This window comes from Rhizobium lentis (assembly GCF_017352135.1).
In the GTDB taxonomy this organism is placed as follows: domain Bacteria; phylum Pseudomonadota; class Alphaproteobacteria; order Rhizobiales; family Rhizobiaceae; genus Rhizobium; species Rhizobium lentis.
In genome coordinates this window covers 387,896-404,957 of record NZ_CP071456.1, presented here as the reverse complement: position 1 = coordinate 404,957, position 17,062 = coordinate 387,896, and the positions used below count along the sequence as shown (strand labels likewise).

Annotated in this window: 17 protein-coding genes; 10 read left to right on the top strand and 7 right to left on the bottom strand. The window is 62.4% G+C overall.

The window, feature by feature from the left end; genetic code table 11:
* Window positions 1-39: 39 nt before the first annotated feature.
* Both J0663_RS28190 and hutC (J0663_RS28185) read left to right on the top strand, forming a co-directional pair.
* Window positions 40-1,386 carry a formimidoylglutamate deiminase gene (locus J0663_RS28190; protein WP_207245720.1) on the top strand — a complete coding sequence of 449 codons (1,347 nt, stop codon included), beginning with the start codon at window positions 40-42 and terminating at the stop codon, window positions 1,384-1,386.
* 58 nt (window positions 1,387-1,444) lie between these two features.
* Window positions 1,445-2,167, top strand: coding sequence for a histidine utilization transcriptional repressor HutC (gene hutC, locus J0663_RS28185; protein WP_207245934.1), 723 nt, complete (start codon window positions 1,445-1,447; stop codon window positions 2,165-2,167).
* A 32-nt stretch (window positions 2,168-2,199) separates the two neighbouring features.
* On the opposite strand, the gene hutC (J0663_RS28180) is transcribed toward hutC (J0663_RS28185), so the two are convergent.
* On the bottom strand, window positions 2,200-2,955 hold the full coding sequence (gene hutC, locus J0663_RS28180) for a histidine utilization transcriptional repressor HutC (RefSeq protein ID WP_207245719.1): 756 nt from the start codon (window positions 2,953-2,955) through the stop codon (window positions 2,200-2,202).
* A gap of 194 nt (window positions 2,956-3,149) precedes the next feature.
* Here hutC (J0663_RS28180) and J0663_RS28175 point away from each other — a divergent pair, with 194 nt between their 5' ends.
* From J0663_RS28175 to J0663_RS28155, 5 genes are all read left to right on the top strand, one after another.
* Complete coding sequence (locus J0663_RS28175) at window positions 3,150-3,992, top strand: transporter substrate-binding domain-containing protein (RefSeq protein WP_207245718.1); 843 nt, start codon at window positions 3,150-3,152, stop codon at window positions 3,990-3,992.
* Window positions 3,993-4,097: 105 nt separating this feature from the next.
* Window positions 4,098-4,823, top strand: a complete 726-nt coding sequence (locus J0663_RS28170; protein WP_207245717.1) for an ABC transporter permease — start codon at window positions 4,098-4,100, stop codon at window positions 4,821-4,823.
* Between the two features lie 10 nt (window positions 4,824-4,833).
* Entirely contained in the window at window positions 4,834-5,538 is a 705-nt protein-coding gene (locus J0663_RS28165; protein ID WP_207245716.1) for an ABC transporter permease, read from the top strand.
* A 27-nt stretch (window positions 5,539-5,565) separates the two neighbouring features.
* Complete coding sequence (locus J0663_RS28160) at window positions 5,566-6,342, top strand: ABC transporter ATP-binding protein (RefSeq protein ID WP_207245715.1); 777 nt, start codon at window positions 5,566-5,568, stop codon at window positions 6,340-6,342.
* Window positions 6,339-7,832, top strand: a complete 1,494-nt coding sequence (locus J0663_RS28155) for an HAL/PAL/TAL family ammonia-lyase (RefSeq protein WP_207245714.1) — start codon at window positions 6,339-6,341, stop codon at window positions 7,830-7,832. The genes J0663_RS28160 and J0663_RS28155 overlap by 4 nt, the downstream gene beginning before the upstream one ends.
* A 14-nt stretch (window positions 7,833-7,846) precedes the next feature.
* Here the strand turns inward: J0663_RS28155 and J0663_RS28150 are convergent, their stop codons facing one another.
* Complete coding sequence (locus J0663_RS28150) at window positions 7,847-8,392, bottom strand: hypothetical protein (protein ID WP_207245713.1); 546 nt, start codon at window positions 8,390-8,392, stop codon at window positions 7,847-7,849.
* Window positions 8,393-8,584: 192 nt separating this feature from the next.
* On the opposite strand from J0663_RS28150, the gene J0663_RS28145 reads away from it, so the two are divergent.
* Window positions 8,585-9,322 carry a phosphatase PAP2 family protein gene (locus J0663_RS28145; protein ID WP_207245712.1) on the top strand — a complete coding sequence of 246 codons (738 nt, stop codon included), beginning with the start codon at window positions 8,585-8,587 and terminating at the stop codon, window positions 9,320-9,322.
* 151 nt (window positions 9,323-9,473) lie between these two features.
* Here the strand turns inward: J0663_RS28145 and J0663_RS28140 are convergent, their stop codons facing one another.
* The 4 genes from J0663_RS28140 to J0663_RS28125 form a co-directional block, all read right to left on the bottom strand.
* Window positions 9,474-12,035 carry a GcvT family protein gene (locus J0663_RS28140; RefSeq protein WP_207245711.1) on the bottom strand — a complete coding sequence of 854 codons (2,562 nt, stop codon included), beginning with the start codon at window positions 12,033-12,035 and terminating at the stop codon, window positions 9,474-9,476.
* 264 nt (window positions 12,036-12,299) lie between these two features.
* Window positions 12,300-12,539 (bottom strand): hypothetical protein, encoded by a 240-nt coding sequence (locus J0663_RS28135; RefSeq protein WP_207245710.1) that lies wholly within the window; start codon window positions 12,537-12,539, stop codon window positions 12,300-12,302.
* Between the two features lie 10 nt (window positions 12,540-12,549).
* On the bottom strand, window positions 12,550-12,810 hold the full coding sequence (locus J0663_RS28130) for a hypothetical protein (RefSeq protein WP_207245709.1): 261 nt from the start codon (window positions 12,808-12,810) through the stop codon (window positions 12,550-12,552).
* Window positions 12,811-13,131: a helix-turn-helix transcriptional regulator gene (locus J0663_RS28125; protein WP_207245708.1), complete on the bottom strand. Its 321-nt coding sequence runs from the start codon at window positions 13,129-13,131 to the stop codon at window positions 12,811-12,813.
* Window positions 13,132-13,400: 269 nt separating this feature from the next.
* Between J0663_RS28125 and J0663_RS28120 the strand changes: the two genes are divergently transcribed.
* A complete protein-coding gene (locus tag J0663_RS28120; RefSeq protein WP_207245707.1) occupies window positions 13,401-14,462 on the top strand; it encodes a class I SAM-dependent methyltransferase in 1,062 nt (353 codons plus the stop codon).
* Window positions 14,463-14,483: 21 nt separating this feature from the next.
* On the opposite strand, the gene J0663_RS28115 is transcribed toward J0663_RS28120, so the two are convergent.
* Entirely contained in the window at window positions 14,484-15,326 is an 843-nt protein-coding gene (locus J0663_RS28115; protein ID WP_207245933.1) for an AraC family transcriptional regulator, read from the bottom strand.
* A gap of 244 nt (window positions 15,327-15,570) precedes the next feature.
* On the opposite strand from J0663_RS28115, the gene melA reads away from it, so the two are divergent.
* Window positions 15,571-17,037, top strand: a complete 1,467-nt coding sequence (gene melA, locus J0663_RS28110) for an alpha-glucosidase/alpha-galactosidase (RefSeq protein ID WP_207245706.1) — start codon at window positions 15,571-15,573, stop codon at window positions 17,035-17,037.
* Window positions 17,038-17,062: the final 25 nt, after the last annotated feature.

Genomic DNA, 17,062 nt, shown 5'->3' with positions numbered 1-17,062 from the left:
AAGAAAGATTGGCGGCGCGAGAAGAGGAGAGGGAAGGTCATGACCACACTTCACGCAGACACGGCATTGACCCCGCAGGGCTGGCAGAAGGACGTGCGGCTGACACTCGATGCCGGGCGCATCGCCCGGATCGAGGCCGGCGTTTCCGCCGCGCCCGGCGACGAATGCCATGCTCTCCTCGTTCCCGCGATGGGCAACCTGCACAGCCACGCCTTCCAGCGGGCGATGGCCGGCCTTGCCGAAGTGCGCGGCCCGGCCAATGACAGTTTCTGGAGCTGGCGCACGGTCATGTACAAGTTTGCCCTGGCGATGACGCCGGAGCATGTTGAGGCGGTCGCCGCCAAGCTTTATGCCGAGATGCTGGAGGCTGGTTTTTCCCGCGTCGGCGAATTCCACTATCTCCATCATGACAGGGACGGCGGCGCTTATGCCAATATCGCCGAGCTTGCCGAACGCATCGGTGCTGCGAGCGCAGAGACCGGCATCGGCCTGACCTTGCTGCCGGTCTTCTATGCCCATTCCGGCTTCGGCGGCGCTGCCCCGATCGACGGTCAGCGTCGTTTCATCAATTCGCTCGAAAGCTTCGAAAGGCTAATGGAGGGATGCCGTGCAGTGGCCGGCCGGCTCGACGGCGCCGAGCTCGGGCTGGCGCCGCACAGCCTGCGCGCCGCAACTCCCGAGGAACTGGCAAGGCTGTTGCCGATGGCCGGCGACGGCCCCATCCATATCCATGTCGCCGAGCAGGTGAAGGAGGTCGAGGACTGTATTGCCTGGTCGGGCGCCCGGCCGGTGCAATGGCTGCTCGATCATATGCCTGTGGATCAGCGCTGGTGCCTGATCCATGCGACGCATATGACCGAGGACGAGACGCGGCGGATGGCGAAAAGCGGCGCGATTGCCGGCCTCTGCCCGATCACCGAAGCCAATCTCGGCGACGGCGCCTTTGCCGCACCGCTCTTCCTTGAAGAGGGCGGGCGTTACGGTATCGGATCGGATTCCAACGTGCTGATCTCCGTGCCGGAGGAATTGCGCCAGCTCGAATATTCGCAGCGCCTGGCGCTGCGCGCCCGCAATGTCGTCGCCGCCCCCGGTGGCTCGACGGCGCTGTCGCTATTCAGCCAGGCCCTTGCCGGCGGCGGTGCCGCGTTGAAAGCGCCGGCCGGTCTCATGGAGGGCCATCACGCCGATCTGGTTTCGCTCGATATGTCAGCCGTTCCCTATCTCTCGGGCGACCAGATCCTCGATCACTGGCTGTTTGCCGGTGGCGTTTCCGTCGATTGCGTCTGGGCACGTGGCCGCAAGCAGGTGGCCGGTGGCCGCCATGTCGGGCGCGAAGCGATCGACCGGCGGTTCCTCGCCGCGATGGGCGAATTGCTCGCCGCTTGAGGGCATTCTAATAGGAACGAAAATGCCCTATAGCGGGAAGACCAATCGGAACATGGCGATGAACCAAGGCAAGGATCCCACCTTGCATCAGCGCATCCTGAGCGAGATCGAGGGCCGTATCGTCTCGGGCGAATGGCCGCCGGGGCATCGTATTCCCTTCGAGGTCGATCTCGCCACGCAGTATGACTGCTCGCGCATGACGGTGAACAAGGTGCTGACCCAGCTTGCCAAGGCCGGGCTGATCGAGCGTCGCAAGAAATCCGGCAGCTTCGTCACCCAGCCGCAAGCGCAATCGGCCGTTCTCGAAATCCACGACATCAAGGCCGAGGTGCAGTCGCTGAACCTGCCCTACTCCTATGCGGTGTCGAAGAAGACATGCCGCAAGGCCAAAGCGGAAGACAGAAGCCGGCTGGAATTGCCGGTGGCGTCCTCGGTCGTCGAGGTCGTCTGCATCCACAATGCCGGAGCGCGGCCCTTCTGCCTGGAGGAACGGCTGATCAGCCTCGCGACCGTGCCTGAGGCCGCCGATGTCGATTTCCTGACGATGGCGCCGGGGCCGTGGCTGCTCAACCAGGTGCCGTGGAGCACGGCCGAACATCGCATCCACGCCATATCAGCCGGTGCCGAAGTGGCCGCGGCACTCGACATTGCGCGCAACACCGCCTGTCTGGTGGTCGAACGCCGCACCTGGAGCGGCGCCGGCCCGGTGACCCACGTGCGCTTCACCTATCCCGGCGATCGTCACGCGCTGGTGGCGCGGTTCACGCCAGCCTCGCAATAGGCGGCAAGTTCCATATACAAGATGACGACGATTTACTCTTCGAACATCTTGCCGCTGCGGGCCTCGAGCCGGTAGCGATAGCCGGGGTAGACGAGGCGGGCGGTCGAGACCACCTGCTTTGCCGACCATGTGCGCCGGCGGATGGTCAGGCAGGGTTCGGTCTTCAATATGGTCAGCAGCTTGCATTCCCAGGCCTGCGGCATCGCCGCCTCGACGACGTGCTCGGAGCCGCTGAGCGGGGCGGCGGCCGTCAAATAGGCGTTCGGCGTCACGATTGTGAAATCCTGGGCGAGATATTCGGGGGCGGCCTCGGGATGGACGAAGCGGTCCTCGATCTGCACCGGCACGCCGTTTTCGCTGTGCACGATCAGCGAGTGGAACACTGCCGCGCCGATTTCAAGTTCCAAGGCGTCGGCGACCTCGGGAGAGGCTGTTTCCTGGGCGAGAACGATGACGGAAGCCTCGTGGACATGGCCGCGCTCGGCGATTTCCTCGGCAATGTTGCGCACCTCGAACAGCGCCGAATAACCCTTGCGCTCGGCGACGAAGGACCCGACGCCCTGGATGCGCACGAGTTCGCCCTCATTGGCAAGTTCGCGCAGCGCCCGGTTGGCGGTCATCTTGCTGACGCCGAGTTCGACGACTAGCTCGTTTTCCGACGGCACCCGGTATTTCGGCGGCCACTCGCCGCTGTGGATGCGGTCGAGGATCACCTGCTTGACGCCGGCATAAAGCGGCGTGGTGTCATTGCCCGCCAGTTCGCGCTTCATCTCCCCGGAACGCTTCATTGCCTATTCCTTCTGCACGAGTGACAATCGCCGCTTAAATCGACTTTTCTCTTGCATATCACAAAATATCTCATATGGTACCATATACAACCTCCCAATCGGTCCTTGCATGAAAATAGGATGGAAAGGGCAAGCCGGCGAAGATCGGCGTTGGTGCCGCAAGGTCTGTTTCAACTCCAGAGGAGAATTCATCGATGAAATTCAGCGCAATCCTGTTTTGCGGCGTGGCGGCTTTTTCCGCTTTCGCAGCGCCTGCCTTTTCCAAGGACTGGACAAAGGCAACCATCACGCTTGAAGGCGCCTATGCGCCCTGGAATCTTACCAATGCCGACGGCACGCTCGGCGGCTTCGAGCCGGAGCTTGCCAAGGTGCTCTGCGAGCGCGCCAAGATCGAATGCACGCTGGTCGCCTCCGACTGGGACGGCATGATCCCGGCGCTCAACGCCGGCAAGTTCGACGTCATCATGGATGCGCTGTCCATTACCGAAGAGCGCCGGCAGGTGATCGACTTCACCATTCCCTATGCCGCCACGCCGGCCGCCTTCGCCACGGCCAAGGACAGCCCGCTCGCCAACGCCGCCGGCACCGGCGCCACGATCAAGATGACGCCCGGCCAGACCGGCGTGAAGGAGATCGAGGCGCTGAAGGAATTGTTCAAGGGCAAGACGATCGGCATTCAGGCGGCGACTGTTTACGCCAAGTTCGTCTATGACAATTTCGGCGACATCGCCGAGATCCGCGAATACAAGACCGGCGCCGATCGCGACCTCGATCTGCAGAACGGCCGCATCGATCTCGGCTTCGACGATGCCGTCTATTTCGCCAACGCCTTCCAAGCCGCTAACGGCGCACTCGCCTTCACCGGCCCTGAGATCGCCGGCTCGATCTGGGGCGAGGGCGAAGGTCTCGGCATCCGCAAGGCCGATACGGAACTGCGCGACAAGTTCAACGCGGCGATCAAGTCGGCTCTTGCCGACGGCACGGTCAAGACCCTTTCGATGAAATGGTTCAAGATGGACGTCAGTCCGCAGCAATAAGCCTCCGGCCATTTGGCCGCGGGCACCGGTCTCCGGCTTTATCGCCGGGGACCGCGTGTTATTCTCAAATCCATAAGACACTGCCACGGACGGGGAACGGACGATATGGCAAGCTTGGAACTGCTCGGCTTCGGCTCGACGGGATGGGGCGCGCTGCTCATCCTCGCCGCCTTAATGACGCTCGCCGTCACGGCGACGGCGCTTGCCATCGGCGCGGTGCTCGGCGCGATCGTCGCGGCGGCAAAGCTCTCCGGCAATCCCATTCTCGTTATGCTCGGCAATGTCTATACGACCGTCTTTCGCGGCGTGCCGGAACTGCTGATCATCTACCTCATCTATTTCGGCGGCTCCTCGGCCGTTACCTCGATCGGCAAGGCGATGGGTTACGAAGGCTTCCTCGGCCTGCCTTCCTTCGCCGCCGGCGCGCTTGCCGTCGGCATCATTTCCGGTTCCTATCAGGCGGAAGTGTTCCGCGGCGCCTTCCTCGCCATTTCCAAGGGCGAGCTCGAAGCCGCCTCCGCGATCGGCATGCATCGCGGCATGCGCTTTCGCCGCATCATCATGCCGCAGGTGCTGCGTCTCGCCATTCCCGGCCTCGGCAATGTCTGGCAGCTCAGCCTCAAGGATTCGGCGCTGATCTCCGTCACCGGCCTCGCCGAACTGATGCGCACCAGCCAGGTGGCGGCGGGATCGACGCGGCAATATTTCCTGTTCTTCATCGCCGGCGGCTGCCTCTATCTGATCCTGACCAGCCTGTCGGACCGCATTTTCAACGGCGCCGAACGCCGGGCCAACCGCAGCATGCCCGCCTCGGCCATGGGCCAGGCGTAAGGGGGCGACGATGGATTTCACCTTCCTCACCTCGACCATGGTCACGCTGCTCAAAGCAGTGCCGACGACGCTGATCCTGTTTTCGCTGTCGATCTTCTTCGGCGGCCTGCTGGCGCTCGTCATCGTCTGGATGCGGGTCAGCGGCAATCCGGTGCTGTCGGGCTTTGCCAAGGGCTATATCTTCGTCTTCCGCGGCTCGCCGCTCTTGATCCAGATGTTCCTGGTCTTCTACGGCCTCGGCCAGTTCGGCGTCATCCGTTATTCCTTCCTCTGGCCGTTCCTGCGCGAGCCGATGGTCTGCGCCATCCTGTCCCTGGCGCTCTGCACGGCCGGCTACACGGCGGAGATCTTCCGCGGCGGCATCCGCGCCGTCTCGCCGAAGGAGATCGAGGCGGCGCGCTCGATCGGCATGTCCGGCTTCCTGCTGGTGCGCCGCATCCTGGCGCCGATCGCTTTCCGCCACGCGCTGCCGGCCTATTCCACCGAGATCGTGCTGATGATGAAGTCGACGGCGCTCGCAAGCCTCGTCACCGTCTGGGAGGTCACCGGTGTGGCTCAGCGGTTGATCTCGCAGACCTACCGTACGATGGAAGTCTTCCTCTGCGCCGCGATCATCTATCTCATTTTGAACTTCATCATCCTGCAGGGCATGGCCCTGCTCGAATATTCGCTCTCCCGACACCGCCGTGCGATTCCGCAGGCGCTGAAGGCGTAAGCGGCTTTTGACCCGATTGGAGCTACCATGCCAGGCGTCACCCGACTTTCGGTCCGCAATATCCGCAAGAGCTTCGGCACGCATGAGGTGCTGCGCGGCATTTCCCTCGATGCTCAGGATGGCGATGTGATTTCGCTGCTCGGCGCCTCCGGCTCCGGCAAGTCCACCTTCCTGCGCTGTATCAACCTGCTCGAAACCGCAAGCGACGGCGAGATCTGGGTCGACGGTGAGCATATCGAGATGATTCACAAGAACGGCAAGACAAGGCCGGCCAGCCAGAAGCAGGTCGACCATATCCGCTCCGAACTCGGCATGGTGTTCCAGTCCTTCAATCTCTGGTCCCATATGACAATCCTGCAGAACGTCATCGAGGGTCCGATCCATGTTCTGAAGCGGCCGCGCGCCGATTGCATCGCCGAGGCCGAGGCCCTGCTCGAAAAGGTCGGCATCGCCGATAAGCGCCACGCCTATCCCGCCCATCTTTCCGGCGGCCAGCAGCAGCGCGCCGCGATCGCGCGCGCCTTGGCGATGAAGCCGAAGGTCATGCTGTTCGACGAGCCGACATCGGCGCTCGATCCGGAACTGGTCGGCGAGGTGCTGCGTGTCATGCGCGCGCTGGCTGAGGAAGGCATGACCATGCTCGTCGTCACCCATGAGATGAGCTTTGCCCGCAACGTCTCGAACCGCGTCGTCTTCATGCGCGAAGGGCTGATCGAGAGCAGCGGCACGCCGGACGAGATGTTTGCCGGCGGCGCCACACCCGCCTTCCGCCAGTTCATCGGACATTTCGGAACGGGTCAATGACCATCACTCTCGATAAGCTGCTGAGCTGGCGCGATGTCGCCCGCGTCGGCGCAGGGGAAAGTCTTGTCTTGTCGCCGGCTGCCTGGGCGCGGGTCGACGAGGCAAGCCGCATCGTCGCGCGCATCGTCGAAACTGGCGTGCGCGCCTATGGCGTCAACACCGGTGTTGGGGCGCTGGCCGATACGGTGGTCGACCGCGCCTCGCAGAGCCTGTTGTCGCGCAGCATCGTGCTCAGCCATGCCTGCGGCGTCGGCCCGCTTCTGCCCGCCCGTGAGGTGCGCGCCATCATCGCTGCTCAGATTGCGAACTTCGCCCATGGTCATTCCGGCGTGCGGCGCGAGATCGTCGAGCATCTCGCAGCCATGCTGGAACATGATTGCATTCCGGACGTGCCGTCCAAGGGCTCGGCCGGGTATCTCACCCATAATGCCCATACGGCGCTCGTCTTGATCGGCGAAGGCAGCGCGACGCTCGGCGGGCGGCGCATCAGCGGCCGCGAAGCGCTTGCGGCGATCGGCCTTGCACCGCTGGTGCTCGGCGCCAAGGAAGGCTTGAGCCTGGTCAACGGCACGGCCTGCGCCACGGGATTGACGGCAGTGGCGCTTTTGCGCGCCGAGCGGCTGCTCGACTGGGCCGATGCCATCGCGGCGCTGACGCTGGAAGCGGCCGGCTGCCAGATCGCCGCCTTCGACGCGACGGTGCTGGCGCTTCGGCCGTCTGCCGGAATCGAAAAGGTGGGCGCTGCGCTGCGCGCTCGGCTGCTGGGCAGCGGGCTTGTCGCCGCCGCCTTCGGCCGGCGCACCCAGGATGCGCTGAGCCTTCGGTCGGTGCCGCATGCCCATGGCGCGGCCCGCGATGTCTTCGACAATTCCGCCCGTATCGCCGATCAGGAACTGGCCTCGGTGACGGACAATCCCGCCGTCTCAGGCACTCCGGAAGAACCCGTCGTCTCCTCCGAGGCGCATGCGGTTGCCCCGGCGCTCGGGCAGGCGGCTGACAGCCTCGCCGTTGCAATGGCCCAGCTCGGTGCGATCAGCGAGAGGCGCATGGACCGGCTCGTCAATCCGCTGGTCAGCGGCCTGCCGCCGTTTCTCGCAAGCGATGCCGGCAGCCATTCCGGCTTCATGATCGCGCAATATACCGCCGCCGCCCTCAGCAACGAGAACCGCCGGCTTGCCGCGCCCGCTGCCATGGATGGCGGGCTGACCTCCGGCCTGCAGGAGGATTTTCTCGCGCATCCCACAGCCGCCGCCGGCAAGCTGCTCGCCGTCATCGACAATGTCGAATATATTCTGGCGATCGAACTGATGGCCGCGGCCCAGGCGCATGATTTCCTGGCGGCGACGGCGCCGCGGGCGGCCGGCACGGACCTCGTTTACAAGGCCGTGCGGGAGCAGGTTTTCCACTACGGTGACGAGCGGCCGCTCAATGGCGATATCGAGGCGGTGCGCAGCCTGATCCAGTATACCATGCCGCCGCCGATCAGCTGAGCTGGACGAGACTCTCAGAACGGCTTGCTGGTTGCCGAATCCTCTTTGGCCTTTTCGCCGGCCTCCAACCGCTTGAGGCATTGAGAGAAGGTTGGATAGAGCTGATCCACCCGCGAAAGCGGCAGCGTCCAGTCGCCTTCGTCGCCGGCAAAGGTCAGTTGCACGTCAGGGGTTCCGGCAAAGGAATTCTTGATGATCTTTTTCAGCCCGGCGCTTCCCTTGCTGCCGATGGGCCAGAGCCGAAGCGTGTTCTTGTCGAAGAATTCGGCGGCGACCACCTTCGTCACCTGGCGATCGATCAGCGTCACCTCGGTTTTGGTATCGGCCGGGATGTCCCAGCTGTTCTTCGCGACGAGCCAGAAGGTCTCGTTCGCGCTCTGGCGGAATTCCATGGTCTTGCCGATCTCGCTGTCCCAACGCAGACGGCAGTATGGCTGCGGGCCGGCGCTTTCAAAGCCGACCGACCATTGCCTTGCGCCGCCCATCCATTCGGTCTCGCCCAAGGCTGAAACCGGCTGCAGGACGGCTGCCATCAGAACCATCGCGGTCAGGATTTTCATCGCCGAAACCATCTCCAGGACAATCGGCTTTAGCCATAGCAAAAGAAGGTTGAGCTTTTGCTACCGTGCTTCCGAGACCTGCCGACGACATCGCCTCGAATTGTTCCCAAGTGCCGCAAAGCCTTGAATTTACGGCTTGCATTGCCAATCTGGCGGAGATCGACATGATGCGAAGGGAGTTCGATGGTCGGGATGAGTGAGATTCAACGACGCGGATTTTTGGCGAGGCTTACGGCATATGAGCCGCTGACGCTGATCACGCTGGCGTCGGTCGCGGGCGGGCTGTTCGTGCTGCAGCGGCTGACGAGCGAGGTTCTTGAGGGCGAGACCTTTCGTTTCGACGAGGCGATCCTGCTGGCGCTCAGACAACAGGGTGATCTTGCGGTGCCGATCGGTCCCGCCTGGTTGACGCATGCGATGGACGACATCACCAGCCTCGGAGGCGTCACCGTACTCGCCTTGCTGACGGTTCTCATCACCGTCTATCTTCTGCTCGACCGGCGCTGGCAGATCGCGATCTTCGTCTTTTCCTCGGTGCTGACAGGCTGGCTCGCGAGCACGCTCCTCAAGATCCTCGTGGCGCGTCCGCGTCCGGACATCGTGCCGCATCTCGTTGAGGTCAGCGATCTCAGCTTCCCCTCCGGACACGCCATGGTCTCGGCGGTGACCTATCTGACGCTCGGCGCGCTCGTGGCGCGCACGCAGCGTTACCGCTCGACGCGGATCTTCGTCATGGTCGCCGGCGTCTTCCTTGCCGTCATCATCGGCCTCAGCCGGATCTATCTCGGCGTCCACTATCCCACGGACGTCTTCGCGGGATGGTGCGCGGGCGCGCTCTGGGCGCTCGGCTGCTGGCTGATCTCGAAGCGTTTAATTCCGAGCCGCGCCTCTGAGGATGGCGTGGAAACCGAAAACGGCGACAGCAAATAGCGCTCGCCGGGGGGAACGGCGGTCCTTGCGGCGCCACCGTGCTTCAGTAGGTAGAGCGCCCGTGCATTCTTTCGGACGCACGGCGCTTCAACACTTTCAATTCCCGTATAGGGCTTACCGAAAATCGATTCCGATTTTCGGGCCTGTGCGCTTAGGTGCGCGGCTTCAGGTTTTCTGGGTCGTAGATCGGCTTGTAGCCGACGCCGACAACCTCCACCGGATAGCTCTCGGCGAAATACTCTACCTCGAGCTTGCGGCCGACCTGGCAATGCGACCACGGCAGATAGGCGAGGGCAATGTTCTTGCCGACCGTCGGGCCGTAGGCGATCGAGGTCGTGTAGGACCGGCGGCCAAGCTCGTCGACCAAGACCTCTCCCGTGGCGGGATCGACGACCGGCAGGTTGCCGACGGGATAACGCTTAACGCCCGTCTTGTCGGTATTTTCCGTCATCACAAGCGTGCATAGCATGGCCGGCTGGTGCTCACGCGCCTTGTATTCCAGATGTTTTGCCTTGCCGCGGAAATCGGCTTCCTTGACCTTCGGACGGGCGAGATCGGCTTCGATCAGGTTGTACTGGGTCAGGAGGTCGGCATTCTGAAGGCGCAGGCTCTTTTCCATGCGGCGCGAGTTTGCATAGGTCTCGACGCCGAAGGCCATCACGCCGGTCGCGCGCAGCGCATCCCAGACGGCGAGGCCGTCCTCGTATTTCATGTGCAGTTCCCAGCCCTGTTCGCCGACATAGGAGATGCGGAAGGCGGTGACTGATTTGCCTGCGATCTCGATCGGCTTGATCGCCGCAAAGGCGAAGTTTTCCTGATCGAGCCCGGCCGGATCGGCGACGGCCTTCTTCAGCGTGTCGCGTGCGTTCGGACCCCAGATACCGATCGTCACGAATTTTTCCGAGACATCGGTGATGGTCACGTCAAGGCCGCGGTCCTGGGCGACGCGCTTCATGTAGTGCAGGTCGCGCGGGCCGGCATCGGCGCCGTTTACGAGACGGCAGCGGTCGGCCATGCGGAAGACGGTGAAGTCGGCGCGCACCATGCCTTCGTCGTCGAGGAAATGGGTGTAAATGCCCTTGCCGATGTTGGCATCGCCGCCGATCTTGGCGGCGCAGAGCCATTCCATCAGCTCGACATGGTCAGGTCCCTCGATATCGACCATGTGGAAGTGGCTGAGATTGACGATGCCGCAATCCTCGCTCATCGCCAGATGTTCGGCATTCGACACGCGCCAGAAATGGCGGCTGTCCCATTCGTTCTCGCGAACCGGAACACGGTCGGCATATTTCTCCAGAAGGTGCTCGTTGGCGGCATAGCCGTGCGCACGCTCCCAGCCGCCGAGTTCCATGAAGTAGCCGCCAAGCTCCTTTTCGCGCTCGTAGAAGGGCGAGCGCTTGACGTTGCGGCCGGATGCATAGGGTTCGCGGGTGTGAACGGCCGGGAAATAGATCTTCTGGGCGGCTTCGAAGCAGCGGCCCTCGATGAACTCTTCCGTCAACTGATGCGGATAGAAGCGGGCGTAGTCGATGCTGTTGTGATCGATTTCAGTACGGCCATCGGTCATCCAGTCGGCGATCAGCTTGCCGTAGCCAGGGCCGTCCTTGACCCAGATGGCAACGCAGTACCAGAGACCGCGCACCTTCTGGCTCTCGCCGCAGGATGGGCCGCCGGCGGCGGAAACCTGCAGAAGACCGTTGAAGGAGTGGCCTTCGTTGTAGCCGAGTTCGCCGAGGATCGGCGTCAGTTCCATGGCGCGCTCGAGCGGCTCGAGGATCTGCTCCATCTCGAGGTCACGCTGCGAGGGCGAAAGGCGAGCTTCGTGTTTTTCGAGAAGATCGCGCGGATGGCACATCCGCGGATTGGTGGCTTCGTAATAGCCCCACTCAATCTGTCCCCCTTCCGTCGTCGCCGGGTCGCCGGTGTCGCGCATATAGGCGGAGTTGCCCTGGTCGCGCAGCAGCGGGAAGCCGATTTCCTTGCCGGTGCCTTCAAACTCGTTATAGGGGCCGAAGAAGGTGAGCGGATGGTCGACCGGCATGACCGGCAGGTCTTCGCCGACCATCTCCGCGATCAGGCGACCCCAGAGGCCGGCGCAGACTATGACGTGGTCGGCCATGATCGTGCCGCGGTGAGTGACGACGCCCTTGATGCGGCCGCCTTCGACGATCAGCGACTTCGCCGGCGTGTTGCCGAACACCTTGAGCTTGCCTGCCTTTTCGGCGGCATCGACCAGCTTGCCGGCAACGGTCTGCGAGCGCGGAATGACGAGGCCGGCATCCGGATCGAAAAGCCCGCCCATGACCTGATCTTCCTCGATCAGCGGGAACTTCTCCTTGATCTCGGAAGGGCTGACATAATGGGCGCGCGTGCCGAAGGCGCGGGCGGAGGAAAGCTTGCGCTTGATTTCCTCCATCCAGGCATGATCGCCGGTCCGCGCCACTTCGAGGCCGCCGATGCGGGCGTAGTGGCCCATCTTCTCGTAAAAATCGATCGAATATTGCGTGGTCCAGACCGACAAATAGTCGTGGCTCGTGGTGTAACAGAAGTCCGAGGCATGGGCTGTCGAGCCGATATCGGTCGGTATGCCCGACTTATCAATGCCGACGATGTCGTCCCATCCCCGCTCGACGAGATGATGCGCGATGGAGGCGCCGACGATGCCGCCGAGCCCGATGATGACGACCTTTGCCTTTTCCGGAAATGCTGCCACGTGCTGTTCCTTCTACTGCCGCACGAATTAAAACTACCGAGCCACGCTTGGCTTACGCTTCGCCGGAGATGCAGGGAGTCGTGTCAGCCTCGTGCGTGTCACATTGCCGAAGCTGCAAAACTCCCAGACCTCCATGCGAAGCTGGATAAGCCATTATGCATAAGGCTCGCAATCGTCATTGGTCCTACGCCGTCGAGTAACGACGTAAATGCGCCAGTCGGGATCGCAGCTGAAGTTATTCCAGGTAGAACACGCCTGCCCGGATCACGGCGCTGAAATCGCGCTGAGGCGGTCGATGTCTCCCAGCACTATATCGTCGGAAACCGGCTCGCGATTGTGCAGGCGAAACCATTCAGCCGCTTCGCGCACGCGGTCTCCATGCGGCGGGGGATAGGCGCCCAGCCGAAGGACCCATTCCCGGACGGTCTCGCGCTCCATTCGGCCGGCCCGGTATCGCTCGCAAACGGTTTTCGCCGAGGTGACGAGATCATTGATGCTTTTCACGGGCTACCCCTCAATGCACGGAAGGTTCTTCGTCGTCGAGAAAGGATCGGATGCCGTCCCGCGCCACGACCGCGAGGAATTCGTCGAAAGCTTCGCGGTCGGTCGCGAAAGGCTCGTCCCACTGGATCAGGTCCTCTGCCTGGGTGACGACTTCCATCGTCCAGTCTCCATTGCTGCCGGCGGCTCGAAAGATATCGACGAGCACCGTAACCCCGTCTTCGGTGAATTCCCCCGCCAACTCGGAGTGCTCAAGCTTCTGTTTCTTTGCCATTCAACCGCCAGCGCCGGGAGGGGCGTCGTTTTTGAGATATTCTTCGTATTGGACCATCTCGGTCTCGTCAGTGTCTATAGAAGCCGATGCCGGTCTTGCCAAGCGAACGCCGGCGCCGCCGCCATTCTCCGGGATGAAAACCACGCCGGCATCCTCCAAATTCTGCTTCATGGCCTGCAGGGTCTGCGCGTCAGGGGAAAGCGTCCCTGCCTCGAAACCGGCGATCGTCGCCCTGGCGATTGCCGAGGCTGACGACAGATCGTCCTCAGACCACGCGATGAGGGCGCGTGCCGCGCGGCACTGTGCTGGGGATAGATACAAATCGCTACCTGGCATTGAACCACTGATTGTTGCTCTGGGTTGGCAATATGAGAGATGTAACCGGCGGGGAAGAAAGCAAGCGAGCGTGCTTCCGACGCGGAACAGGGATCGCTGTCCGCGTCCCCCATGCCGGGTGGAATCCGTGCCTTGTCCAGTCCCGAGATTTTCGACCTCTGACGTCTACCCTCATTGGGCGATAGGGAGGTTGATTGACTGAATATCATGAAAGCCTAATTCAAGGCCGCGTTGTCCCACGCCGGGAGGTAACAATGCGTGAGCCAGATATGCAGAAACTCGATGCGCTTGTTGGTCGGCTTGTCGGCGACGTCGGCGCGGCGATGTCAGGCGCCTTGGTGGTGCTCGGCGATCAGGTGGGAATCTTCAGGGCGATGGCCGACGGAAAACCCATGAGCGTCAAGGACCTTGCCGCGAAGACGGGGATGAAGGAGCGCTATCTCAGGGAGTGGCTGAGTGCCCAGGCGGCCGCGGAGTATGTCAGCTACGACGAAAAGTCGGATCGTTTCAGCCTGACGCCGGAACAGGCGATGGTCTTCGCCGATGAAAACAGCCCCGCCTTCTTCGTGGGCGCTTTCGAGGTCGTCCAATCCATGTGGATGGACGAGCCCAAAGTCGCCGAAGCCTTCCGCACCGGCAAAGGTCTCGGCTGGCACGAACACAGCGCCTGCTTGTTCCGGGGAACCGAACGGTTCTTCCGGCCGGGCTACAACAGCCATCTCGTCAACGAATGGATTCCGGCTCTTTCGGGAGTGGAGGAAAAGCTCAAGGCCGGCGCCAACGTCGCCGATGTTGGCTGCGGTCACGGCGCCTCGACCATCCTGATGGCGCAGGCCTATCCTGCCTCCCGCTTTACCGGTTTCGACTATCACGGTCCGTCGATCGAGAAAGCAAAGGCCGCCGCCAAAGATGCCGGTGTTGCCGATCGCGTGACCTTTGAGCAGGGCTCGGCGGCGGAATTTCCGGGGCGCGGCTACGATATGGTCGCCATGTTCGACTGCCTGCACGACATGGGCGATCCGGTCGGCGCCGGCCGGCATGTCAAGGAAACGCTTGGTCCAAACGGGATCTGGCTGATCGTCGAACCCTTTGCCCATGACCATCTGAAAGACAATCTCAATCCGGTCGGCCGCGTCTATTACGGCGCATCGACGATGATCTGCACGCCTGCATCACTATCCCAGGAGGTGGGGCTCGGGCTCGGCGCCCAGGCGGGAGAAATGAAGCTGCGGAAGGTCGCGCTCGACGCCGGCTTCACGCATTTCCGCCGCGCAACGGAAACGCCGTTCAACATGGTGTTCGAGGTCCGGGCGTGAGGAAAGGGGCCTGGCGTTAAGCTATCTCGGCCTGCCGATGCTGGCATACATGCCGGTCGTGCGGAATTCCGTGGGATTGGTGCCGTAGACGCGGCGGAAGACCTTGGAGAAATAATTGGCGTCTTCGAAGCCGCACATGATGGCGACTTCCTTGACCGGCAGGAAATCCGCCTTGGTCAGAAGCTTGACGGCGCGCTGCAGGCGCTGCTGCAGCACGAATTCGGCCGGCGGCATGCCCTCGCTCTCGGCGAAGCTGCGCGAGAAATGGGCGCGGCTGAGCCCGACGATGCCGGCAAGCTCGCTGACCGGCAGCGGCTTGTCGAGATTGGCGTTGATATGGTCGATCACCGGCTGCATCAATCTGAGTTCGGCGGTAAAGGCTGGCGAGCCGAAGACGTCGTCATAGAGCGCCATTGCCGCTTCATAGGCAATGGCCGAGGCCGCGCCCGGCGATGTCGCCCCTTTGAGGAGGCGCAGACTGCAGTCGGCGAGGTGGTCGATCGTCGAGGGCTGCAGCTTCAACACCGGGCCGGCGGTCGCAAGCACCAGCTTGTGGATGCGCAAGGTCTCCTCGCCGTTCATCGAGATCCAGAAATATTCCCACCGGTCGCCCTTTTCCAACCAGTAGCGGTGATTGTGCGGCACCAAAACGAGCAGCGTATCGCCGCCTTGGAGGCGGTGGTTGCGGTTCTGGTAACGCAGCCGGCCGGTGCCGCTGATCGTGTGCTGCAGCACGGTGAAAGGCGTCTGGCCGCGCCTGCGGCCGTCCCAGTCATAGGTTTCGTTCTCGCGTACCTCATAACCGGCGCTGGTCGGCATGGCATGCAGCCGCTGACCGCCGCGGGGCAGCGAAACCGTCCTCATCGACTGTCCGTTGGCAATCAAATCCTGCAGCACAAAATTACCCCTGAAAGCATAATCCTTCTCTGGTCGGCCTGTCGATTTCGGGCATAATCCCGCTCGACAAGAAAGAAGAGACCGCGGCCGATGGAGCGGCCGGGAGGAAAACAGGCAGTTTTACGGCTTTTTCAACCACATGCGCCGGCATGCGGCTTGGTCCTCCATATCAATCTTTTCTCTAGCATTCGATTGAGCCGAGGTGAAGATCATGAGTTTCAAAATCGCTATCATCGGTGCGGGCAGCGTCGGCTTCACCAAGAAGCTGTTTACCGACATATTGTGCGTTCCCGAGTTTCGCGACATCGAATTCGCGCTGACCGACATAAGCGAACATAACCTCGAGATGATCAAGGCGATCCTCGACCGTGTCGTCGAGGCAAACAAGCTGCCGACCAGGGTGACGGCGACGACCGACCGCCGTAAGGCACTGGAAGGCGCGCGTTACGTCATCAGCTGCGTCAGGGTCGGCGGGCTCGAGGCCTATGCCGACGATATCAGAATTCCGCTGAAATACGGCATCGACCAGTGTGTCGGCGATACGATCTGCGCCGGCGGCATCCTCTACGGTCAGCGCAACATTCCGGTCATCCTCGATTTCTGCAAGGACATAAGGGAGGTCGCCGAGCCGGGCGCCAAGTTCCTCAACTACGCCAACCCGATGGCGATGAACACCTGGGCGGCGATCGAATACGGCAAGGTCGACACCGTCGGCCTCTGCCACGGCGTGCAGCACGGCGCCGAACAGATCGCCGAGGTGCTCGGCGCCAAGTCGGTGAGCGAACTCGATTACATCTGCTCCGGCATCAACCACCAGACCTGGTTCATCGACCTTCGCCTCAATGGCCGCAAGATCGGCAAAGACGAGTTGGTTGCCGCCTTCGAGGCGCATCCCGTGTATTCGCAGCAGGAGAAACTGCGCATCGACGTGCTGAAACGTTTCGGCGTCTATTCCACCGAAAGCAACGGCCATCTCTCGGAATATCTGCCCTGGTACCGCAAGCGGCCGGAGGAAATTACCCGCTGGATTGACATGTCCGACTGGATTCACGGCGAGACCGGCGGCTACCTTCGTCACTCGACGGAAATCCGCAACTGGTTCGAGACGGAATTCCCGCAATTCCTGGAATCCGCATCGAAGCCGATCGATCCCGCCAAGCGCTCGAACGAACATGCGAGCCATATCCTCGAGGGGCTGGAAACGAACCGGGTCTATCGCGGCCATTTCAACGTCAAGAACAATGGCGTCATCACCAATCTGCCGTCCGATGCGATCATTGAATCGCCCGGTTTCGTGGATCGCTTCGGCATCAACATGGTTTCGGGTGTCACCCTGCCGGAAGCCTGCGCTGCCACCTGCATTGCCTCGATCAACGTCCAGCGCATGTCGGTGCACGCGGCGATTTCGGGCGATATCGACCTGTTGAAGCTTGCGGTGCTGCACGATCCGCTGGTCGGCGCCGTCTCGACGCCCGAGGAGGTCTGGCAGATGGTGGACGAGATGGTCGTTGCGCAGGCCCGCTGGCTGCCGCAATATGCCGATGCCGTGCCGGCCGCCAAGGAGCGGCTGTCGAAATCGAAGGTGCAGACCCGCGACTGGGCGGGCGCTGCCCGCCGCAACGTCCGCTCGATCGAGGAGCTGCGTGCCGAAAAGGCCGCTCTGAAACAGGCCGTGTAAATTCGTGAAGGATGGATCGTCATGG

What these genes read in the sequence shown, in the direction of transcription:
- melA (WP_207245706.1), top strand. Translation starts at nt 15,571, where the DNA reads ATGAGTTTCAAAATCGCTATCATCGGTGCGGGCAGCGTCGGCTTCACC.
- hutC (WP_207245934.1), top strand. Translation starts at nt 1,445, where the DNA reads ATGAACCAAGGCAAGGATCCCACCTTGCATCAGCGCATCCTGAGCGAG.
- J0663_RS28165 (WP_207245716.1), top strand. Translation starts at nt 4,834, where the DNA reads ATGGATTTCACCTTCCTCACCTCGACCATGGTCACGCTGCTCAAAGCA.
- hutC (WP_207245719.1), bottom strand. Translation starts at nt 2,955, where the DNA reads ATGAAGCGTTCCGGGGAGATGAAGCGCGAACTGGCGGGCAATGACACC.
- J0663_RS28155 (WP_207245714.1), top strand. Translation starts at nt 6,339, where the DNA reads ATGACCATCACTCTCGATAAGCTGCTGAGCTGGCGCGATGTCGCCCGC.
- J0663_RS28190 (WP_207245720.1), top strand. Translation starts at nt 40, where the DNA reads ATGACCACACTTCACGCAGACACGGCATTGACCCCGCAGGGCTGGCAG.
- J0663_RS28150 (WP_207245713.1), bottom strand. Translation starts at nt 8,392, where the DNA reads ATGAAAATCCTGACCGCGATGGTTCTGATGGCAGCCGTCCTGCAGCCG.
- J0663_RS28130 (WP_207245709.1), bottom strand. Translation starts at nt 12,810, where the DNA reads ATGGCAAAGAAACAGAAGCTTGAGCACTCCGAGTTGGCGGGGGAATTC.
- J0663_RS28145 (WP_207245712.1), top strand. Translation starts at nt 8,585, where the DNA reads ATGAGTGAGATTCAACGACGCGGATTTTTGGCGAGGCTTACGGCATAT.
- J0663_RS28120 (WP_207245707.1), top strand. Translation starts at nt 13,401, where the DNA reads ATGCGTGAGCCAGATATGCAGAAACTCGATGCGCTTGTTGGTCGGCTT.
- J0663_RS28115 (WP_207245933.1), bottom strand. Translation starts at nt 15,326, where the DNA reads ATGAGGACGGTTTCGCTGCCCCGCGGCGGTCAGCGGCTGCATGCCATG.
- J0663_RS28170 (WP_207245717.1), top strand. Translation starts at nt 4,098, where the DNA reads ATGGCAAGCTTGGAACTGCTCGGCTTCGGCTCGACGGGATGGGGCGCG.
- J0663_RS28160 (WP_207245715.1), top strand. Translation starts at nt 5,566, where the DNA reads ATGCCAGGCGTCACCCGACTTTCGGTCCGCAATATCCGCAAGAGCTTC.
- J0663_RS28175 (WP_207245718.1), top strand. Translation starts at nt 3,150, where the DNA reads ATGAAATTCAGCGCAATCCTGTTTTGCGGCGTGGCGGCTTTTTCCGCT.